At 60.6% G+C, this 20,558-nt stretch carries 16 protein-coding genes and 1 tRNA gene; 11 read left to right on the plus strand and 6 right to left on the minus strand.

What is annotated here, in order from left to right:
* The first annotated feature begins 52 nt into the window (after nt 1–52).
* Nucleotides 53–7,504, plus strand: coding sequence for a G5 domain-containing protein (locus HMPREF3104_RS02975; RefSeq protein WP_210386480.1), 7,452 nt, complete (start codon nt 53–55; stop codon nt 7,502–7,504).
* A gap of 395 nt (nt 7,505–7,899) precedes the next feature.
* Here the strand turns inward: HMPREF3104_RS02975 and HMPREF3104_RS02980 are convergent, their stop codons facing one another.
* Entirely contained in the window at nt 7,900–8,652 is a 753-nt protein-coding gene (locus HMPREF3104_RS02980) for a hypothetical protein (protein WP_070494175.1), read from the minus strand.
* A gap of 289 nt (nt 8,653–8,941) precedes the next feature.
* Here HMPREF3104_RS02980 and HMPREF3104_RS02985 point away from each other — a divergent pair, with 289 nt between their 5' ends.
* Nucleotides 8,942–10,135: a hypothetical protein gene (locus HMPREF3104_RS02985; protein ID WP_070494177.1), complete on the plus strand. Its 1,194-nt coding sequence runs from the start codon at nt 8,942–8,944 to the stop codon at nt 10,133–10,135.
* Nucleotides 10,136–10,290: 155 nt separating this feature from the next.
* Here the strand turns inward: HMPREF3104_RS02985 and HMPREF3104_RS02990 are convergent.
* Both HMPREF3104_RS02990 and HMPREF3104_RS02995 read right to left on the minus strand, forming a co-directional pair.
* A tRNA-Pro gene (locus HMPREF3104_RS02990) sits at nt 10,291–10,367 on the minus strand.
* 143 nt (nt 10,368–10,510) lie between these two features.
* On the minus strand, nt 10,511–11,401 hold the full coding sequence (locus HMPREF3104_RS02995; RefSeq protein ID WP_070494179.1) for a metallophosphoesterase: 891 nt from the start codon (nt 11,399–11,401) through the stop codon (nt 10,511–10,513).
* 24 nt (nt 11,402–11,425) lie between these two features.
* Here HMPREF3104_RS02995 and HMPREF3104_RS03000 point away from each other — a divergent pair, with 24 nt between their 5' ends.
* Complete coding sequence (locus HMPREF3104_RS03000) at nt 11,426–11,875, plus strand: GatB/YqeY domain-containing protein (RefSeq protein WP_052205552.1); 450 nt, start codon at nt 11,426–11,428, stop codon at nt 11,873–11,875.
* A gap of 5 nt (nt 11,876–11,880) precedes the next feature.
* Here HMPREF3104_RS03000 and HMPREF3104_RS03005 read toward each other — a convergent pair whose 3' ends face one another.
* Entirely contained in the window at nt 11,881–14,328 is a 2,448-nt protein-coding gene (locus HMPREF3104_RS03005) for a penicillin-binding protein (protein ID WP_070494181.1), read from the minus strand.
* A 144-nt stretch (nt 14,329–14,472) separates the two neighbouring features.
* On the opposite strand from HMPREF3104_RS03005, the gene HMPREF3104_RS03010 reads away from it, so the two are divergent.
* The 4 genes from HMPREF3104_RS03010 to HMPREF3104_RS03020 are packed head-to-tail and all read left to right on the plus strand — an operon-like array spanning nt 14,473 to nt 16,314.
* Nucleotides 14,473–14,835: a WhiB family transcriptional regulator gene (locus tag HMPREF3104_RS03010; RefSeq protein ID WP_083278896.1), complete on the plus strand. Its 363-nt coding sequence runs from the start codon at nt 14,473–14,475 to the stop codon at nt 14,833–14,835.
* A gap of 27 nt (nt 14,836–14,862) precedes the next feature.
* On the plus strand, nt 14,863–15,018 hold the full coding sequence (locus HMPREF3104_RS12255; protein WP_168156350.1) for a Sp36 family protein: 156 nt from the start codon (nt 14,863–14,865) through the stop codon (nt 15,016–15,018).
* Nucleotides 15,018–15,491 (plus strand): RidA family protein, encoded by a 474-nt coding sequence (locus HMPREF3104_RS03015; protein ID WP_070494184.1) that lies wholly within the window; start codon nt 15,018–15,020, stop codon nt 15,489–15,491. The genes HMPREF3104_RS12255 and HMPREF3104_RS03015 overlap by 1 nt, the downstream gene beginning before the upstream one ends.
* Nucleotides 15,492–15,501: 10 nt before the next feature.
* A complete protein-coding gene (locus HMPREF3104_RS03020) occupies nt 15,502–16,314 on the plus strand; it encodes an MBL fold metallo-hydrolase (RefSeq protein WP_052205549.1) in 813 nt (270 codons plus the stop codon).
* 83 nt (nt 16,315–16,397) lie between these two features.
* Here HMPREF3104_RS03020 and glxR read toward each other — a convergent pair whose 3' ends face one another.
* Both glxR and HMPREF3104_RS12860 read right to left on the minus strand, forming a co-directional pair.
* A complete protein-coding gene (glxR, locus tag HMPREF3104_RS03025) occupies nt 16,398–17,081 on the minus strand; it encodes a CRP-like cAMP-activated global transcriptional regulator GlxR (protein WP_052205548.1) in 684 nt (227 codons plus the stop codon).
* Between the two features lie 62 nt (nt 17,082–17,143).
* On the minus strand, nt 17,144–17,266 hold the full coding sequence (locus HMPREF3104_RS12860; RefSeq protein ID WP_256388253.1) for a hypothetical protein: 123 nt from the start codon (nt 17,264–17,266) through the stop codon (nt 17,144–17,146).
* 23 nt (nt 17,267–17,289) lie between these two features.
* Between HMPREF3104_RS12860 and nth the strand changes: the two genes are divergently transcribed.
* From nth to HMPREF3104_RS03045, 4 genes are read left to right on the plus strand one after another with little or no spacing between them, the layout of a single operon-like run.
* Nucleotides 17,290–18,096, plus strand: a complete 807-nt coding sequence (gene nth / locus HMPREF3104_RS03030; RefSeq protein ID WP_070494185.1) for an endonuclease III — start codon at nt 17,290–17,292, stop codon at nt 18,094–18,096.
* Complete coding sequence (locus HMPREF3104_RS03035) at nt 18,089–18,694, plus strand: TlpA family protein disulfide reductase (protein ID WP_070494187.1); 606 nt, start codon at nt 18,089–18,091, stop codon at nt 18,692–18,694. Before nth ends, HMPREF3104_RS03035 begins: the two co-directional genes overlap by 8 nt.
* Nucleotides 18,695–19,351: an NUDIX hydrolase gene (locus HMPREF3104_RS03040; protein ID WP_070494190.1), complete on the plus strand. Its 657-nt coding sequence runs from the start codon at nt 18,695–18,697 to the stop codon at nt 19,349–19,351.
* Between the two features lie 21 nt (nt 19,352–19,372).
* Nucleotides 19,373–20,551 (plus strand): MarP family serine protease, encoded by a 1,179-nt coding sequence (locus tag HMPREF3104_RS03045; protein ID WP_070494193.1) that lies wholly within the window; start codon nt 19,373–19,375, stop codon nt 20,549–20,551.
* Nucleotides 20,552–20,558: the final 7 nt, after the last annotated feature.

A 20,558-nucleotide genomic window follows, 5' to 3' on the forward strand; every position in this document is an offset into this window, starting at 1 on the left:
CCCCCCCCCCCGGGAGTTGCGCAGGTGCTCTGCGGTTTGAGAAGGAGTAATTGTGGCTCATTCATCTCGTTCATCCCTCGGTCAGCAGAAACGGACACGCACAGGCATCGCGGCGGCGTCAGTCGTGGCTCTTGCGCTCGGCTCATTCAGCGTCGTGGGACTTGGTCCGCTGGCACCGGAGGCCGCGGCAGCGAGCTTCACTGGCGGTATCCGCGACAAGTCCGGTGCGGTGGATCTTGAGAACCAGCAGACCTCGGACCTGCTTGCCGATTCATGTGTTGTGATGAGTAGCAACTCGTCTGGTAGCCGTGCGGGTTTTAGCTGGAACACCTCTGAGCCGGGCGCGACCAGCCCCGACAAAACCCGGTGGGGTTTGAGCGTCGCCTTTGACAGTTCGAAGGGCCGCACGTTCGCTGATTGGAACTTTTCCAATTCAGGCCTTATGGGTGCGTACCTCGATGTAGCTCAAATTCCCGCCACGGATGCCGGTCAGACCCTTGGTGGCAAGGTAGTCACCCACAAGGCTGACGAAATCCTCGGTATTACTGCTTCTAGGCAACAGCGAAACCTGAACCTCTACGCGAAACTGACCGATGCGAAAGTCAAGCAGTTCGCTGAGGCCACTGCCGTTAACCCAGTCCGTTACGCATGGCAGGGCAAATATACGCAGGAAAATCCTCAAGGGCCAAGGGCCACCCAGGGAACCAACGCATCCTTTACGGCCGTCGTGAACCCGTGGCCGAGCGAGAACATCGAATGTAACCCGATCAGGGTGGAGTGGGAGACCCGGGAAAAGCTAGTAATCAAACCGGGTGACGTGCTCAAGGTTGGCAAGATCATCGTGCCGCCTGTCACAGACGGTGGCACGGATGATTCGCTGTCCCGCATGGTCGTTGAGGCCTATGATGCCCAGGGCAAGTTCATCGGCACCAGCGACACTGCAGCGTCTGGTGGTGGAACGCCGAGTGTGCGCATCGACCAGACCACTGGCGAGATCTTCTACACCATGCCTGAGTACAAGGGCACGTCGCTGAAAGCCCAGCAGGGCATGCGCTTCAGCGTGCTTGCGAAGCCGCGTACCGTGGAGCAGCTGCAGGCTGCGGTTGAGAACAACAACGGCGGTGAGGGTAGAGCTTTCGCAGCCTCCAACACTTTGCCGCGCTACAGCAAGGCTAACGAGATTGGGAACCATCAGTGGAGCTTTGACGACACCCAGTTCCACGATCCGAAGTATGACCCTGACCAGGTGGAAATCATCTCCGGCGTTGATGGCCCGAACGGACCTGTGCGCACGGAGCGCCAAAAGGTCACCTTTACAGAGGTCGGGAACCTGCTCGCGGAGCTGAAGAAGAATAACAACGTTGACATCAAATTTGAAAAGCAGTTGGTCTATTCGGGCTGGGAAGCCACTATGGATCCCAACACTTATGAGGTCACCGTCACCGCACCGATAAACCCGAACCCGGGTACCTTCGCGCAGCCACGCGTTGTTGTGACGTATTCCAACGGCTCCAAGGACATCATTCCGCTGCTCGTTGTTGTGGACCCAAATAACACCCAGGTCACTACACTGGTCAGCCCTGGAGCCACCACGGGTGTTCCGGGCCATCCCATCGACGCGCAGCTGACTTGGGAACCTGTCTTCGAAGACCACGCCCCCGTCCAGCCGACGAAGTATGAAGTCGACCCGAACACCGTGCCTGAGGGCTGGACTGTCACTGTGGATGACAACGGCAAGGTCACCGCGACCTCGCCTTTAGACGCGCCGAACTTCTCCACGATCTCCCCAGAGATCAAGGGCATCTACCCGGATGGCACGAGCGACACTGTCAAGCTGACCTTCCAGGTGATCAACAGTGTGAAGGTGCCGGACTACACTGCGGTCTCCGGTAAAAATAATGAGGAAGTGTCGCTCCAGCCGGTCATGCCCCCGGTGGGGCAGGGTGGCAAGGATACGGACGAAGAGCCGAACCGCTACACGTTTGAAGACGGCTCTACCGAATACACGACTGGGGATTGGACGCTCAAGATCGACCCGGACACCGGCGTACTGTCTACCACCATCCCGCCCAATGTTTTCCCTGGCGCGCAGCTGACCGTGCCGGTGAAGGTGCATTATGCCAGCGGCGCAAACCCGCAGATCACTACCGGCACCATCAGCGTGATTGGTGATAAGTCGGGTGAGGATACCGCGCACTACCTGCCGAAACTGACCAAGGCAGGGGAGTCGGTGACCACCGAGTTTCAAAGCCTCCTGACCGATCCGACGTTGGCTACGTTCAAGCTGCCACCGAAGAATCAGTGGCCGAAGGACTGGAAGTTCACTATTGACGAAAGCGGTACCGTCACCGCAACCCCAGGCCCGAGCGTTCCGAATGGTCAGTCCGTCTCCATCCCGGTGCACGTGACCTACCCGGATGGTTCTACGGCTGAGGTACCGGCAGACTTCACGGTGGTTGGGACCTACGCGCGTGCCAACCAGCCGTCGTATCCGACGGTGACGGGTAAGACCGGAACAACGGTGACAAGCCAGGTTGACCGCAAGAACATCAGCGACGCCTCGGAGCCGCGCTTCTCCCTGGTCACTGACCCGAACGACCCGGACTACATTGCGCCGCCGCGCAACCTCACCTGGGACCAGGTGCAGATTGACCCGGTTACGGGCGAGATCAAGACGCCAATTGCTGCCCACGTGTTGCCGGGCTCGTCCGCGGACATTCCTGTGCGCGTGACGTACAAGGATGGTTCGACGGACTTCACCATCGCCACTGTGGTTGCTCAGGGTGCGCACCGTCAGATTTATGAGCCGAAGTACGAGCAGAAGACCACCAAGCCGGGCGAGGGTGTTGCCTCCTCCATCACGGAGGATACGAAGGTCCCTGAGCGCGACCTGGCCACGGACGTGTCGAAGCGTTACAGCGTGCCCGACACTGTTGATGGTTGGGCAGTCACGATCGATGAAAACGGCATTGTTACCGCAACGCCACCGGCAACCGCGAAGGCCGGCGACGGCATTCAGGTGCCTGTGACCGTGACCTACCTCGACGGTTCCCAGGACGTTGTCTTGGCTCCGTTCAAAGTGAGGGAGTCGCAGAAGGACGTCTACGAACCTTCCTACAATGTGGATGTCGCCGGCCCTGGCGAAGAGGTGAAGCGAAACGTCAACCTGAACAACATTCCGGCAGGTTCGACCTTCTCCTTCGGCATCAAGGGGGAGGATCCGGTGCTTGAGACTACTGTCGACGGCTGGACGTACAAGATCGATCCCGCCACCGGCGAAGTTTCGGTGACCCCGCCTACTGACGCCAAACCTGGCGACAAGCAAAGGTACAACGTCTCCGTCACTTATCCTGACGGTTCGGTTGATGAGGTCCCCGTTTCCACCGTGGTGAAGCTGACCAACAAGTGGGAGGCCAACCCGACCTTCCCGACTGAGACGGTCAGCCCTGGCGGCACGGTCACCTCGCCATTGAACGTGGACAAACCGCAGGGCGTCAATTATTCGGATGTAAACCCGTTTGTCATTGACCCTGCGGGGCTCCCAGCGGGTAGCGCACCTACCGGTGAAACCAATGAGCACGGCAATCCGACCTACAAGATTGCAACCGCAAACGGTGGCTGGATTGTCGGTTTGGACAAGCAGGGCAACGTCATCTCCACCGCGCCGGCAACCGCCAAGGCAGGCGACAAGATCAACGTCCCGGTCATTGTGACGTATGGGGACGGCTCCAAGGACACCGCCACCGCAACGGTGAACGTGGAGGACGCTCCTACGCGCGAGGTGCCGTTCAAGGTCGTCTACAAGTACGACGCCACCGTTAACCAGGGCACCTACCAGGTTGAAACCGAGGGTGTGCCTGGTGAGGACACCTTTAACAGGGAAACTGGCAAGTGGGATCCGACCAAGGCTCCGGTGAATGAGGTCGTAGTCATTGGCACGAAGCCGATGAGCGAGAAGGTCGAGTGGACCGAACCCATTCCGTACTCCACCATCGTGCGCGAAAACCCCGCCCTGGCTCCGGGTGAAACCCGCGTCGTGCAGGATGGCTCCAACGGCGAAGCGTCGTACACCGCCATCTTCAATGGCGTGAACGGCGAGGCCACCGTCCAGGAGACCAAGGCCCGCACCGAGCCGACAGACCGCATCGTCGAATATGGTCCGCGCCTGGCCGACCAAGAGCTGGTCACGGAGACCAACCGCAAGATTCCGTTCGAGACGACAATCGTCTTTGATGACGGGTTGGATGCGGGTACGCAGGTCGTCGATAAGCAGGGCGTTATCGGCGAGGAAAAGGTCACGAGCACACAGAAGCTTGTCGACGGCAAGCCGTCCGGCGACCCAGTCGTTGACATCACCACAGTGACGGAGAAACAGGATGCCGTCATCCGCGTGGGTACCAAGACCACGGGTACCAACACGGAGACCGTGACGTCTGAGGTTCCGTTTGGTGTGCAGGTCGAGTTTGACCCGACCATGGCGGCAGGTACCTCCGAGGTGACAACCCCGGGTGTGCCGGGCGAGAAGACGGTGACGATCAAGCGTGACATCACCAACTCACAGCCGGGTGATCCGCAGATCACCGAGGAGATCACCAAACAGCCGGTTGACCAGGTGATCAAGGTTGGTACGAAGCCGTCTGAGGCTTCGTCGAAGGTTGAGTGGACCGCACAGGTTCCGTTCGCGGTGGAGACTCGCCCGAACACCTCGCTGAAGCCGGGTGAGATCAAGGTTGTCCAGAAGGGCGAGCCGGGCGAGAAGACCTACACGGCTGACTTTGCTGCGACGGGTGATCAGGCAACGGTGACCCCGGAAGAAAAGCAGACGAAGGCCCCGGTCAACGAGATCATCGAGTACGGCCCGACGCCTGAGGACACCTCTGTGGTGACCAAGGTTGAAAAGCCGGTTCCGTTTGAGACCGAGATCGTCTTTGACAACACCCTTGACTCTGGAACGCAGGAGGTGAAGCAGCACGGTCGCGTTGGCAAGGACACTGTGACATCCACTCAGAAGATTGTGGCTGGCAAGCCGTCTGGTGATCCTGAGGTGAACACTGAGCGCACCGAAGAGCCGATCAAGCAGATCATCCGCGTGGGTACGAAGACCACTGGTACGAATACCGAGACTTTCGAGACGGAGGCTCCGTTCAAGGTCGTCGTGAAGTACGACCCGAACATGCCTGCTGGCACCTCCGAGGTGACCACCCCGGGCGTGCCGGGTAAGAAGACGGTGACGATTACCCGCAACATCACCAACTCGCAGCCGGGTGACCCGACGGTCTCCGAGGAGATCACCAAGCAGCCGGTCGACGAGGTCATCACCGTTGGCACCAAGCAGGCCACGGCAACTGACAAGGTGGAGTGGACCGAGCCGATTCCGTTTGGCACCACCTTGCGCCCGAGCCCGGCGCTGAAGCCGGGCCAGACCAGGGTTGTCCAGCCGGGCAAGAATGGCGAGGCGTCCTACGCCGCTGTTTTCTCTGGTACCAACGGGGAGGCAACGGTCCAGGAGACCAAGGCCCGCACCGAACCGGTCGAGCAGATCATTGAGTACGGCCCGCGCCTGGCAGACCAGGACCTGGTGACGAAGACCGAGAAGTCTGTCCCCTTCGAGACGAAGATTGTCTTTGATGACGGGTTGGATGCGGGTACGCAGGTCGTCGATAAGCAAGGCGAACTTGGTACTGAGGTGGTGACCTCCACGCAGAAGATCGTGGATGGCAAGCCGGAAGGTGAGCCGACCGTGATCACTGAGCGCACCAAGGAGCCGGTAGCTGCCGAGATCCGCGTGGGTACCAAGACCACCGGTGAGACCACGAAGACGGTTGAGGCTGAGGTGCCGTTCGGCGTGAAGGTCGAGTTCGACCTGAACATGCCTGCAGGCACCTCCGAGGTTGTTACCGATGGCAAGCCGGGCAAGAAGACCATCACCGTGACCCAGAAGGTGACCAACTCCAACCCGGATGGTCAGGCCACCGTTGAGGAGAAGGTCACCGAAGAGCCTGTGGATCAGGTGATTAGGGTTGGTACGAAGCCGTCCGAGGCCTCGTCGAAGGTCGAGTGGACCGCGCAGGTTCCGTTCAATGTTGTGACCCGCCCGAACCCGGCGCTCAAGCCGGGTGAGATCAAGGTTGTTCAGAAGGGTGAGCCGGGTGAGAAGACGTACACCGCTGACTTCACCGCTGTGGGTGACCAGGCGACGGTGACGCCTGAGGAGAAGCAGACCAAGGATCCGATCGACGAGATCATCGAGTACGGCCCGACGCCTGAGGACCAAACGGTCACCGGTACTGAAACGAGGGTCATCCCGTTCGAGACGACCATTGTCACCGACCCGGACCTGCCGGCAGGTCAAACTGCAGTCACCCCGGGTGAGAACGGTGAAGAGACCATCACCTCCACACAGGAGTTCAAGGATGGCAAACTCGTCGGTGAGCCGAAGATCACTTCAGAGCGCACCAAGGAGCCGAAGAACCAGATCATCCGCGTTGGCACGAAGACTGAGACGGCGACGTCGACAGTCGAGTGGACTGAGAAGACCCCGTTCGAAATCGAGCTTCGCGTGAACCCGGATCTGGAGCCGAACGAGACAAAGGTTGTCCAGGAGGGTACCCCTGGCGAGGTCAAGCACACGGTTACGGTGACCGTGGAAAACGGCAAGGCCACGCAGGGGGAATCCACCGAGAAGATCAGCGATCCGACGCCACGCATCATCGAGGTTGGCCCTGTTGAGAAGCACGAGACCTCGCTGACCGACACGTACACCGAGGAGATCTCCTACGACACCATCATCGAGGAGGACCCGAACCTCGAAGCCGGCAAGGTTGTCGAGGACCAAGCCGGTGTCAACGGTGAGAAGGAAGTTTCCAAGACCTGGAAGCTTGTCAACGGTGTTCCATCGGGCGAGCCGGAGACCACCGAGACGGTGACGAAGGAAAAGCAGGATCGTAAGGTTCGCGTTGGCACCAAGTGCAACTGCGGTCAACCTTCGGATCCTTCGGATCCGTCTGACCCTGGCCAGCCGGGTGAGCCGGGCGATGACAAGAAGGGTTCGTCTGAGAAGGCGGAGCGTTGTGTTGCGAATGCGTTTGCAACGAACAGTCCGCTGCTGTGGATGCTGCCGATCGGCCTGTTGGCAGGCATCGGCTACGGCGTGAACGAGGCATTCGGTCCGCAGATCCAGGCTGCGTCCGCTCAGATCAATGCTCGCTTCCAACATGTGCTGCCGAACAACAACGCTGGCTATGGTGGTAATAATCAGCCGGAGTGGATGCGTCAGCTGCAGGCGAAGGCTGACGGTATTAACCGCCAGTTTGCTGGCTATAGCGAGCAGCTGCAGCCGTTGGGTATTGCACTTGGTGTGATCGCCTCGCTTGCGTTGCTGGGTTCCCTGATTGCTCAGGCGTGTACTGAGGAAGGCTTTGATAACGGCATGACCGTGTGGGGCCTCAAGGGTGGTTCCTCTGAGCCTGGCAAGCGTCCGAAGGAATGGTCCTCCCAGAACTAGTTCGCTAGCTCTGAGCGTTAAGCGCTGAACCAGTAAAGGCGGTCCCTGTAAAAAAGGGGCCGCCTTTCTGGTTGCGTGAGGGCTTGGAAAAGCTACGACTATAACCGTAAAACGACGGCGGGAACCTGTTTCCAAATTCGGCATGCCGATTTTGGTTCTGCGGGGTTCGGTATAGAAGGGTGTGGGGTGTCCTCTTACGCGTTTTAGTGACTAGATGCTCGGTCAGAGGGTTAAGAGAGCTCCAGAGCGGTGCTGTAACCGAGCATCTAGTTACAAAAATCCATACGCGGCAGAAAAATGAAGAAGACTGTTTCTAGGTCCTAGTCCTAACAAAACAGAAGGCGCAATAAGCGGACGTCCTCTGGCCGCAAAATCCTGGCGGTTCTTTACCCACCCTACAGCTTTAGCTCGAACGGCAGCTGGATGCCCATCTTCGGCAGCGCTCCCACCAGGCCAACCAGTGCTACAAGCACAGAGATCACTACGCCAGCGATGACGTCAAAGTTGTTCTCACCGCTCTGGCTGCTCATGGAGGACAAATCCACACCCGGCACCCCACCACCCGCGTTGCCGTGCTCCTCCGGGAACGCAATGACCTTGCTGATGCCGCTTGCGCACGCATTCTCCGCAAGCTTTACCGAGGTGTTCCAGGTATTCAGGCGCTTCTCAAGCTGGCCGGAAGGCGTTGCCACCCAGGCTGCGTTGAGCTTGTCCACCTGCTCCTTGGTCAACCCATCCGTGTTCTCCAGTGGGAAGACGGTGGGGATCTTCGGGAAACCGGTGTCCTTCACGGGCTTGACGGTGAAGTTGTTGAGATCAACGTCCTCCTGGGTTGCTCCAGTGGTGGGTTTCAGGGTTTCCAGGTCGCGCTTCGCCCGCTCGTAGACAGCTTGCACATGCTCAGTGTGTTCCGACGCCTCCGCGAACACCCCCTCAACCACCTTCACCACATCACGCGCACGCTCATAGCCGCCAATCTTCTTCGACTGATCAAACGTGCCGCGAGCGTAGTTCAGCTCTTCCTTACTGAACTTCACCGCACAGCGTCCATCCTTCTGCTCTCCAATCTCAGCGGCGTTTGCCGGAACGGCGAGGGCGGTCATGGCAACCGTGCAGGCGGTCGCGGCGGCAAGGGTACGCAGTTTCATGGGTGGCTCCTTCAATGCGTAGGGGATGCTGCGTTTCGCGGACGATCGAGGGTCCACCTATATAAACGCTTCCCCCGCCCGCCGAGTTACACCCGCTCCGACACGTTTGTAGCTACCTACACCCGGCTACTAGCTGAAAGGGGCTCCACAGAACTCCGAGCCTCTTCTACTCGTGAACCGGAAGAGGGCCCCGTAAGCGCTAATACGCTTCAACGAGACCCTCACCGGCGAAGACAAGGTCATTCACCGGTCTGCAAGGCAGTATATAATCTTGCGGCATTAAGGGGTAATGAAACATGCAATTGGGAGGGAATTCATGCCAAGAAATATCTCGTGGATTTCAGAAGCTCGGTTCCAGCCATATCTCAAACAAGCTGGGGGCTTCAAGGAAAAGGCTTGGGATCTTTACGAGTGGAACGCAGCGATTTCTGCGGCACTGTTCGAAGTAGTACATCATGTTGAAGTCCTTATCCGAAACGCGATGATGCGGGAGCTTGAGAAGGTCCACCCGATGTCCTTTCCCTGGAATCGGCCGAACATGGACAATATCGCCTCTGTGGCAGCGCGCCTCACGGACCGAAAAACACAAAAGGCTCCAGACAAGAACGATATTATTTCCCAGCTCAACCTCGGTTTTTGGACTGACCTTGTCTATCCAAGCGATTTTCAGAAATCAGCGCTTTGGAATTCACACCTTCACCGTGCATTCCCAGGCCAGCGAGATTCCCAAATAGTCGGACTCGCCCTCGAGGACCTGCGTCAGCTACGCAACCGATGCTCGCACCAGGATTCACTGCTGACGATCGACCCCGCTATTGAAATGAAGAAGATCGAAAGACTAATAGCGTGGATTGATCCAGCAGCTGTCGAATGGATCTCTTCACTTTCACGAGTTGAGGACGTACTTAAGAAGCGTCCTAACGTTCCAAACGAACCCGACACCTTGATCGTTGCGTCTACGCGTAACCGTTCAGTAGTGAAATCTGGCAAGGGTAGCTTCCGCTACCCTTTATATGACTGCTACCGCTCAAAGCACGGGATCATTCTCGAAGACTCCGTACGTATAGGACGTGAAGTTACCTACCTCGGCTTTTATTTGCCCAAGGAGGACCCACACTCCACATCAGTCTCAACGTATGTGAGCTCCGAGCCTAAAGCCCACATAGCACGTGAACTCCCCCTCATTGAGGAACGCTATATTCCGCAGGAGTGGTCAAAAGAACACGCGAGGAAGCTGGAGTCCGGTGACGAGCGTTCACGGAAAATCGGAAAGCTCATGAAACACGGACTTGGAAATGGTTACACCGCTGACAAAAACTATGTCATCTACCTGCTGTCCGATCCTGCAGCCCCGGAAACCATTTCTAACCCAGTGGAAATAGTGCATAACGAAGCAGGCCAGGGGTCAGCGTTTGTGAAGCTCACGCGCTATCTAAGGATCGATGCCCTCCGCGGCGCACGCCAGACATCCGATCTTCGGTAACTAGGAGATGTCGGACTAGACACGCACCGGGTGCAGTCGATGACTAGACAGTTCAGCGCCGGACGCTATCCGATGTTTGCGCCAGGCAAGCCGGGCACGCCAGACCAGACCCGTGGAACGAGAAAACCTCCAGAGCGTTAACCCTGGAGGTGATGTGGTCGGGATAACAGGATTTGAACCTGCGACCTCTTCGTCCCGAACGAAGCGCGCTACCAAGCTGCGCCATATCCCGGTTGCCGTAAGGCTTCGTACCTCGCGGCTTTTGCCCCGCGGTACTCGCAACACTGTACTCCGCTTCTTGCCAGGGACAAAATCGCCAGCCAGCCAGCGCGCAACCAGCACCAAACCAGCGCGCAACCAGCGCGCAACCACGCGCTAGCTAGAGCGCTCAACCACCCGCAGCAGTATCGCCGTCGGCGGGCAGAACAGGCGCACGGGCGCGAACTTCGACTGGCCCAAACCGGGGGAGACCTCCATCCACATGCGTCCATAACGGTGCAGGCCAGAGGCACGCTTGCGGTCAATGTCTGCGTTCGTCACAATCGCGCGCCGCCCCGGCAAACAGATCTGGCCGCCGTGGGTGTGGCCTGCCAGGGCGAGTTGGTAGCCGTCGGACTCGAAGGCGTCAAGGACGCGCCTGTAAGGAGCATGCAGAAGGCCAATTGTGAGGTCCGCATCGGGGTTGGGGGCGCCCGCCACCTTGGAGTAATCGTCCAGGTCGTGGTGCGGGTCGTCCACACCCGCCAAGGCCAAGCGCACGCCGGAGGCCTTGAACTCCAGGCGCTTGTGGGTGGCGTCTTGCCAGCCGCGCTCAATAAACGCCGCGCGCATGCCCTCCCATGGAAGGTCCACGTAAGACGGGGTGCGCTTGCCGCCGGTCAAATACTTCAGCGGGTTGACCGGCTTCGGCGCCCAGTAATCATTCGTGCCAAACACGAACGCGCCCGGCACATTCAAAAGCGGGCCCAAAGCGTCGAGCACCCACGGCACCGCGCGCGTATCCGAAAGGTTATCGCCGGTGTTGATCACCAGGTCTGGCTCCAAATCGGCCAGTCCGGAGACAAACGACACTTTCTTCTTCTGCCCCGGAATCATGTGCAGATCCGAGATGTGCAGAATGCGGAAGTCGTCTTTACCGCGCTGTGAACCCTTCAGCGTGCCTGGCGGCAGCAACGGCAGTTCGTATTCGTGCAGCTGAAAGTGGGTGGTTTGGGTGATGGCCCACGTGAGCGTCGATAAGCCTAAAGCTCCAATGACCTTCTTCATTCACACCACTGTAATCTCGCAACCATGAGTGCATTCAAAGACCAGATCCGCGCAGACATGAAAGAGGCCATGAAGGCCAAGGACAAGGACCGCACCGGCACCATCCGCATGTTGCTTGCCGCCATCCAGCTCGCCGAGACCGAGGGCGCAAAGCACGAGCTTGAAGAGGCCGAGATTCAGAAGATCATCGCCCGCGAGATCAAGAAGCGCCGCGAATCCGCCGAGATCTACCAGACCAACGGCCGCGAGGACCTGGCAGCCCAGGAGCTGAAGGAAGCGGAGATCCTGGAGGTCTACCAGCCGAAGCAGCTGACGGACGAGGAGCTTTCCCAGCTTGTAGACGCCGCGGTGAACTCCACCGGCGCCACCTCCATGGCCCAGATGGGCCAGGTGATGAAGGAAGCTACCGCTGCCGCCGCTGGTCGCGCGGACGGCAAGCGCATCTCCGAGGCCGTAAAGGCGCGCCTGAGCTAGCTGGCCTAGTTGTTGAACAGGCTCTGGATGCCGTCAGCCACGTCGCCGAACTGACGGCCAAGCTCATCCAGGTCTACCGGGGGATTCGGCGCGGGCACAGGCTCCGTCGGCGCGCCGGGTGAGGTAGTGGGGGCGCCCGGCGTGGTGGTTGCCGTGCCGGTGGGGGAGGTTGTGGTGGCGCCCGTGCCGTCGGAGATATTGACGGTGACGATGGTGCCGCGCGTCAGGTTCGGATCACTTGCCGCCACGGACACCACCTGGCCTGCGGGCGCGCCGCCGCCGCTGACGGTGACCACGGTGACCGTAAAGCCTTGGGCCTCCAGCTTGGCGCGGGCGGCGGCGGACTGCATACCAATGACCTCGTCCAGCACGCCGCGGCGCGTGCCCTTCTTGTACGTCCAGGAAGACTCTGGCAGGCCAGCAGCGGCCGCACCCGGCACTTGGCCGGCGCCTTGGAACCACGTATCGGCAGCTTCGTTGCCGCCGAAGAGGTTGCCGTAGGAGCACTGGCGCACCGGCCCGGTACACAGCGGGGAGGACTGGATGCCGTCGTTGAAAATGTACGGCGCAGCAGATACCCCTCGGGTGAATGCGAGGAACGCCGAGGACTGGTGGGACTCCGTGGTACCCGTCTTCGCGGCAACCGGCGCGCGCCAGCCGTTGAAGTTAGCGGCGCGCTGTGCGGTGCCCTCGATGGCGTCCAGTGACATGCCCTGGGACAATGCGGCGGCGACCTCCGGGGCAATCGCCTGCTCACACGCCGGGCGCTCGATGTACACCTCGTGGCCGTCCTTGTCGGTCACGCTTCGGATCGGGTTGGGCTCGCACCACATGCCTTTGGACGCCAACGTGGCGCCCACATTGGAAAGCTCAAGGGCGTTGACCGCCAGCGGCCCAAGGGTGAACGCGCCCATGTTTTCGTCCTTGGCGGCCTGCGCGATTGAACGGCCGTCCCCAAATGAGCCCTCATCAAGGTAGGAGCGCAGCCCCAAACGCACGGCCGTATCCACCACCGGGGCGACGCCCACTCGCTGAATCAGCTCAATAAACGTGGTGTTGGGGGAGTGGGCGAGCGCCTCCGCCAGCGTCATGCGCGGCGGGTACACGCCTGCGTTTTCCACACAGTACGCATCCGGCGGGCAGCCGGCCGCACCGCCTTTACCCATGCCGTAGACCACAGAGCGGGTGGGCACCTCCAACACGGTGTCCAGGCCGTAGCCCTGCTCAAGTGCGGCAGCAGCAGTGAAGATCTTGAATACGGAACCCGCGCCGTGGCCCACCAGGGACGCCGGCTGCGGCAAAATCGTCTGACTCTGCTCTAAGTCCAGGCCGTAGTAGCGGGAAGATGCCATCGCGGCAATCTCACGCGTCTCCGTACCCGGAATGATGATGTCCATAACGTTGGCAACGCCAGGGGTTTCCGCAGCAACGTTGTTGCGCACCGCACCGTTTGCCGCCGCCTGAATCGCCGGGTTCAACGTGGTGTGAATGGTGTAGGATCCGCGCTCCAGCTCCTCCTGCGTCAGGCCCTTCTGCGCCAGGTAGCGCAGGGCGTAATCGCAGAAGAAGCCGGCGTCCCCGGCGGCAATGCAGCCGTCTGCAAGCAAAGCTGGCTTCTCCAACATGCCAAGCGGCATGCCTGCATTCCTGTCGGCCTCTGCTTGGGTGATGTAGCCTTCGGCAGCCATGTTCTGCAGCACGATGTTGCGGCGCGTCGTGGCGCCCTCTGGGTTGGTGTACGGGTTGAGTGCCTCAACGGACTGCAGCAGGCCAATCAACAGCGCCGCCTGTGCCGGGTTCAACTCCACAGCCGGGATGCCGAAGTAGGTCTGTGCGGCAGCTTCGATGCCGTAGGCGTGGTTGCCAAAGCTGACCAGGTTTAAGTAGCGGGTGAGAATCTGATCCTTATCCAGCGTCTTGTCCAGATCAGAGGCCATGCGCATCTCACGCAGCTTGCGGGGAATCGACTGCTCGGTTGCGGCCTTGGCGTCCTCATCTGAATCGGCCTCCACCAGCCACAGGTAGTTCTTCACGTACTGCTGGTTGATCGTAGAAGCGCCCTGCTCCACCCCACCGGCCAAAATATTGGTCACCATTGCGCGGGCAAAGCCCTGCATGTCTACGCCCTCATGAGTGAAAAAGCGGCGGTCCTCCGTAGCCACCAGGGCGTCCTTGGCGTATTGGGAAATCTGGTGGCTCTCCACCTCATAGCGGCGCTGATTAAAAATCGTGGCAATCGTGTCCCCGTTGACATCTGTGATGGTGGTCACCCCTGGGACAGCGCCGTCGGACATGTCCGAAAGGTTGGACTGCATCGTCTCATCTGTACGCGCAATAGCCATGCCGCCGAGCCCCGCGATCGGGGCAGCACACAACGCCACTGCCAGCGCAGACGCCAACGTCGCGGTGATCAGCTTTCCAAGAGATTGCCCGAAGGACCGAATGCCAGACACGCTTTTACAGTAAACGATGCGTCGATGTGGTGGAATAGCCCACTCCCCCCAAATCTGTGATCAATTCGACACCTGCAGGGGGCTGTGAATACACTTACACATGCAATATGCAGAGTGTTGCAAGAAATTTGAAAGGGGTTTGCCATGACCGCCACGTTGAGTCGCACCGCCTACGCTGAGCCTGCAGCCCGAGTAACTGCGCGGAAATGTGACGCATCCGGCAATTTGGTGTTTGACCGTGGGGATTGGGTAACGCAAGCGAACTGCCGCAACGGTGACCCGGACGCCCTTTTCGTCCGTGGGGCTGAGCAGCGCAAGGCTGCAGTTGTGTGCCGTCGTTGCCCGGTGCAGCTGGAATGCCGCGCCGATGCACTGGATAACCGTGTGGAGTTTGGCGTTTGGGGTGGTCTGACTGAGCGTCAGCGCCGCGCCGTTCTTCGTAAGAATCCGCATGTGACGGACTGGGCAGAGTATCTGTCTTCCGGTGCCGCAATCGAAGGTCTTTAATCCTGAGATCCCGGTATGGTGGTTGCCATGACTAAATGGGAATACGTCACCGTACCGTTGCTCTCGCACGCCACTAAGCAGATCCTGGACACCTGGGGTGAAGACGGGTGGGAACTCGTCTCCGTCACCCCGGGCCCGAACCCGGACAATGTTGTGGCTTACATGAAGCGGGAGGTTCAGTAATGTCGTGGAACGCTCGCCTAGCTGAGCTGGGCATTGAACTTCCCTCCGTAGCCGCCCCCGTGGCCAGCTACGTCCCCGCAATCCAGGTGGGTAACCAGGTGTGGACGTCGGGGCAGTTGCCGCTTATCGACGGAGCCTTGCCCGCCACCGGCAAAGTCGGCGCAGCCGTCAGCGAAGCCGATGCTGCCGAATATGCCCGCCAGTGCGCGCTGAATGCTCTGGCCGCTGTAGATGCCTTGGTGGGCCTAGATAACGTCGCCCGCATTGTGAAGATTGTTGGCTTTGTTTCCTCTGACCCTGCCTTTACTAGCCAGCCCGCAGTAATTAACGGTGCCTCGGACCTGATGAAGGAAATCTTTGGTGACGCAGGCGAGCACGCACGCTCCGCGGTAGGCGTTGCTGTTTTGCCGTTGGACGCGCCGGTGGAAGTAGAGCTGGTTGTTGAGCTAGCTGAAGCGCCAGCAAAGGCATAGGGTAGAAGACATGAAGCACCCTGCATATAGCCAGTTGCGTCCAGTGACGGCGAACGCCGCCGTCGTGCTCGCCCCTAACCCCAGCTACGGCTCCCTTGAAGGCACGAACTCCTGGGTAATCCGGGATCCTGAGGATGAGTACAGCATTGTTGTTGACCCGGGCCCAGCAGATGAGGGTCATCTCAACGTGCTGCAGGCCAAAGCCGACAAGGTCGCCCTGATCATTCTGACCCACCGCCACCACGACCACGCCGATGGCGCGGAGCGTTTCCGTCAGCTCACCGGCGCACCGGTGCGTGCATTTGACCCGAACTACTGCTCCGACGGCGTTGAGCCGCTGCAGGACGGGGAGGTCATCTCCGTTGACGGTGTCACCCCCAAGCTGAAGGTTGTCCATACCCCGGGCCACACCTCTGACTGCGTGTGCCTGTACGTCTACCCGGGTGAGCCTGAAGGTGCCCCTGAGGGCATCATCACCGGCGACACCATTGCTGGCCGCCACACCACCATGATTTCTGAGACTGACGGTAACCTCGGCCTGTACCTGGAGACCCTGGCCAAGCTGGAGGAAGACGGCCGCGGCGTCATGCTGCTGCCGGGCCACGGCCCAGAAGGCGAAGATCTCTCGGCGTACGCACGCAAGTACATTGACCGCCGTAACCAGCGTCTTGAGCAGATCCGCGAAGCTCTGGCCACCCACGGCCAGGACGCGGACATTAACACGCTTGTAGACGCGATCTATGACGACGTTGACCCCGTCCTGCGCGGCGCCGCCGAGCAGTCCACCCGTGTTGCCCTGCGCTACCTGCAGGCAGACCAGTAAGGTCATTTCAGTACTGACGAAAAAGCCGCCCTTTTCGGGGCGGCATTTTCGTTTGCGTAGCTCAGGCGAACTAGCGGGCAGATTTAGCGGGCGCGGCGAGCCAGGTGCTCCGTGTCCACGATGAGCACGCTCTTGCCCTCCAGGCGGATCCAGCCGCGGTGAGCGAAGGTGGCCAGCGCCTTGTTCACGGTCTCGCGGGAAGCGCCGACAAGCTGGGCGATCTCTTCCTGGGTCAGGTCGTGGTTGACGCGCAGGGCGCCACCTTCCTGCATGCCAAAGCGGTTAGCCAACTGCAGAAGCGTCTTGGCCACGCGGCCCGGAACGTCCGTGAAGATGAGGTCTGCCAGCGACGCGTTGGTGCGGCGCAGGCGACGCGCCAGCACGCGAAGCAGCTGCTGGGAGATCTCCGGGTGGGTGTCAATCCACTGCTTGAGCATCGTGGAGTTCATCGTTGCCGCAGTGACCTCGGTGACGCACACGGCGGAAGAGGTGCGCGGGCCCGGGTCGAAGATGGACAGCTCGCCGAACATGTCGGATGGGCCCATGACGCTGAGCAGGTTCTCGCGACCGTCGGGGGCATGGCGGGCGAGCTTCACTTTCCCGTCCACAATAATGTAGAGGCGGTCGCCCGGTTCGCCCTCATCAAAGATGGTGGTGCCACGCGGGAACGTGACAGTCTCCATATCCGCAATCAGGGCGGCGACAGCGTCAGGGTCAACACCCTGGAAGATGCCTGCCCGTGCGAGGATTGCCTGCACGTCTTCCATCGGAACCTCCTGTAACATATTTCTGTGACGTAATCAGTCTCTAAACCATGTTGAGACTACCATCACACGGCAGTGTTCGTGGCCAAATCCCCCGTAGTGCCTAGCGCGGCCTGTTCCATCCGCTCCATGCCAATGGTAAACAGCCCAAGAAATAGCGGAACAATGATGGCGGCGATGATGGTCATGGGGATGATTGTAGGGTGTGCGTATGGCGTCGATAAGCAAAAGCTCCCACCGGCGGGGCAAACACCCCGCAGCAAAGGGGACCGAAACCCGGCTGGGGCTTGTGCGGCGCGCACGGAGAATCAACCGTACGCTGGCGAAAACCTACCCTGATGCGCACGCTGAGCTGGACTTCTCCAACCCGCTTGAGCTGCTGGTGGCAACCGCGCTGTCCGCGCAGACCACAGACGTGCGCGTAAACCAAGTCACCCCCGCACTGTTTGCAAAGTACCCAACCGCGGAAGCCTACGCGGTGGCTAACCAGGCGGAAGTTGAAGAAATTATCCGCTCCACCGGATTCTTCCGCTCCAAAGCCGCCAACCTCATCGGGCTGGGACAGAAACTGGTCAGCGATTACGGCGGTGAGGTCCCAGTGGCGCTGGAAGACCTGGTCACCCTGCCCGGCGTTGGGCGCAAAACCGCGCACGTGGTTCGCGGCAACGCCTTCGGGCTGCCCGGTTTGACGGTGGACACCCACTTCCAACGCCTGGTGAAACGGCTGATGTTTACGCAGGAAACTGACCCGGTAAAGATTGAACACGCCGTGGGCGAACTGCTGGAAAAACGCGAGTGGACCATGTTTTCCCACCGCATCATTTTCCACGGGAGGCGCGTATGCCATGCCCGGAAGCCGGCGTGTGGGGTGTGTCCGATAGCATTTGACTGTCCAAGCTTCGGTGCCGGACCTATAAACCCGGAAGAAGCCGCTGCACTGGTCAAAGGTATAGAACGCGAACATATTCTGCGCATGGCCGGATTTGAAGAGCCCGGAATGGAGGAGGCGAGTGAATAAGCAAGCAATGGCATCTGTGGTTGCCGCTGGTGTGGCCACAGTGTTCATCCTTGCTGGGGCGTTTGCCCTGCTCCGCGGTGGGCCCGATGGGGGCCCGGCCGCGTCGTTGGCTTCTTCGTTCGACCCCTCGATGAGCGTCCAGCGCTCCGAGGTCATGGCGCCTGCTGCGGAGTACTCCGGCAACCGCCCGGACTGTGTTGCCGGCGGTGTTGGCGGCGTTGATCTGCCGTGCCTTGGTGGCGCGGAGGATCCGGGCCAGTTTGCGGACGTCACGCTGGTCAACGTGTGGGCGTGGTGGTGCGTGCCGTGCCGCGAGGAGCTGCCGGTGCTAGACCAGTTCGCCCGCGAGCACCCTGAGGTCAGCGTGGTTGGCGTACATGCGGACGCCAACGCTGAGAACGGCATTGCGCTGCTGGATGAACTAGACGTGTCTTACCCCAGCTACCAGGATGATTCCGGCAAGTTTGCTGGCCAGCTGGCCCTGCCGAATGTGGTGCCGCTGCTGCTGGTGTACAAGGGCGGCGAGCAGGTCGGCGTATACCCGCAGACGTACGCGAGCGTGGAAGAGCTTGAGGCGCTGATCGGGCAGGTTAACTAGATGGACGTAGCGCTCACCCCTGAGCGCGCACCCAGCTGGCTGCGCCCGCTCATTGACGCTTTGGGCGACCCGGATCCTTCCGAGCCGGCTGATGCCGCAGTGCTGGTGCTGTTCACTGGCGCGGATCAGGGTGATTTGCCTGAAGACGCCGCGTTGTTAATCACCCACCGCCATCCCAACCTGCGCCACCACTCTGGCCAGATGGCGTTTCCCGGCGGCCGCATTGACCCGGAAGACCGCGGGCCGGTGGATGCCGCCCTGCGCGAGGCAACCGAAGAGACCGGCCTTGAACGCCACCGCGTGACGCCGCTTGCGGTGTTAGACGTGATCACCACAGGTGGCTCGCGCAAGCGTGTGCGCCCAGTGATTGCCTACGCCGCGGACCCCGGTGAGGTCTACCCGGCCAGCGAGATTGAAACCGATGACGTGTTCTTCATTCCGATTGCGCACTTGGTGGATCCGTCGAAACGCTTGAAAGTGAAGTTTCAGAGGTGGTCCGGTCCGGCGTTCTGGGCGCGCTGCTACCTAGTGTGGGGTTTTACCGCCGGGGTGATAGCCAAGCTTCTAGACGCCGCCGGTTGGTCCCGCCCCTGGGACCACACCACCCGCCATCCGCTTGATGACGCCTTGGCACGTTCCTGCAACGATGAGCGCTAAACGCCAGCTACACTAACGCCGATGTTTTTGGATTTGGCTCTGGTTGCACTGATTGTGCTCTCGCTTATTGGCGGGTGGCGCTCTGGTGCGCTGGCGTCCGTCTTCGCTGCCATTGGCGTGGTGGCCGGGCTTGTGGTGGCGCTGGCGATCGCACCCTTTGCGCTTGACGTGACAGATTCGCGCGTGCTGCGTATTGCGATCTTGGTGCTGCTGGTTGTCGGTTTTGTGGCCGTGGGCAACATCGCCGGCTCGGCTGCGGGTGCGCAGGTACGTGGCAGCGTGCGCAGGCGGTGGGTGCGCCGCGTTGACTCCCTTTTCGGCGCCGCGTTCCAGGCTTTGGCGATGAGCCTAGTGCTGTGGTTTATCTCCATCCCGCTGGCGGCATCCGTGCAGGGTCCGGTGGGCGACACGCTGCGCGCCTCCAAGGTGTTTGGGACGATTGACCAGGTAGCGCCTGCAGGCATTAGCCAGATGCCGCTGCGTATGGCCGCGATGCTGGACCAGTCCGGTTTGCCGCCGCTGGTACCGCCGTTCGGCCCGAGGGTTGCGCAGGTGGACGCGCCGGATCCGGCGCGTGTGCGTGAATCCATGTTGGCTGAGGTCCGCCCGGCCGTGGTGCAGGTGCTGGGTGATTCCAGCGTGTGCCAGCGCCGCCTCACCGGCAGCGGCTTTGTCATCGACGATGACTACGTTTTGACCAACGCCCACGTTGTCGCAGGCACCAACGTTGTCGCGCTGGACACCGTCATCGGCGTGAAAGAGGCCGAGGTGGTGCTCTACGACCCGGATGTGGACATCGCCGTCCTCCACTCCCCGCAGCTGGGCATCGACCCACTCCAGTGGTCCGCCCAGGAGCTTTTGCCTAACGACGCCACCGTGATCCTCGGCTACCCCCAATCCGGACCCTTCGAAGCTGCCCCCGCCCGCGTACGAGGTCGCCTGAACATCTCCGGGCCTGACATCTACGCAGCTGGGCGTGTGGATAGGGAGGCGTACGCCATCCGCGGCAGCGTCCGCCAAGGCAATTCCGGCGGCCCGCTGGTTGACGTGGATGGTGACGTAGTGGGCATGATCTTCGGCGCCGCGATGGACAACGCCGAAACCGGCTACGCCCTGACCGCATCGCAGGTGCGCGAGCGGATTGGCGACGTGCGCACGCTTCGCGTTCCCGCGGATACGCAAGCCTGCGTCGGCGGGTAGCAGCTGG

Source organism: Corynebacterium sp. HMSC30G07, from assembly GCF_001806945.1.
GTDB lineage: Bacteria > Actinomycetota > Actinomycetes > Mycobacteriales > Mycobacteriaceae > Corynebacterium > Corynebacterium riegelii.

Bases quoted from the DNA above. Each gene is read 5' to 3' on its own strand.
- HMPREF3104_RS03010 (WP_083278896.1), top strand. From the start codon at position 14,473: ATGACCGCCACGTTGAGTCGCACCGCCTACGCTGAGCCTGCAGCCCGA.
- HMPREF3104_RS03000 (WP_052205552.1), top strand. From the start codon at position 11,426: ATGAGTGCATTCAAAGACCAGATCCGCGCAGACATGAAAGAGGCCATG.
- HMPREF3104_RS12860 (WP_256388253.1), bottom strand. From the start codon at position 17,266: ATGACCATCATCGCCGCCATCATTGTTCCGCTATTTCTTGGGCTGTTT.
- HMPREF3104_RS03040 (WP_070494190.1), top strand. From the start codon at position 18,695: ATGGACGTAGCGCTCACCCCTGAGCGCGCACCCAGCTGGCTGCGCCCG.
- HMPREF3104_RS03020 (WP_052205549.1), top strand. From the start codon at position 15,502: ATGAAGCACCCTGCATATAGCCAGTTGCGTCCAGTGACGGCGAACGCC.
- HMPREF3104_RS02995 (WP_070494179.1), bottom strand. From the start codon at position 11,401: ATGAAGAAGGTCATTGGAGCTTTAGGCTTATCGACGCTCACGTGGGCC.
- glxR (WP_052205548.1), bottom strand. From the start codon at position 17,081: ATGGAAGACGTGCAGGCAATCCTCGCACGGGCAGGCATCTTCCAGGGT.
- HMPREF3104_RS02985 (WP_070494177.1), top strand. From the start codon at position 8,942: ATGAAACATGCAATTGGGAGGGAATTCATGCCAAGAAATATCTCGTGG.
- HMPREF3104_RS03045 (WP_070494193.1), top strand. From the start codon at position 19,373: ATGTTTTTGGATTTGGCTCTGGTTGCACTGATTGTGCTCTCGCTTATT.
- HMPREF3104_RS12255 (WP_168156350.1), top strand. From the start codon at position 14,863: ATGACTAAATGGGAATACGTCACCGTACCGTTGCTCTCGCACGCCACT.
- nth (WP_070494185.1), top strand. From the start codon at position 17,290: ATGGCGTCGATAAGCAAAAGCTCCCACCGGCGGGGCAAACACCCCGCA.
- HMPREF3104_RS03015 (WP_070494184.1), top strand. From the start codon at position 15,018: ATGTCGTGGAACGCTCGCCTAGCTGAGCTGGGCATTGAACTTCCCTCC.
- HMPREF3104_RS02980 (WP_070494175.1), bottom strand. From the start codon at position 8,652: ATGAAACTGCGTACCCTTGCCGCCGCGACCGCCTGCACGGTTGCCATG.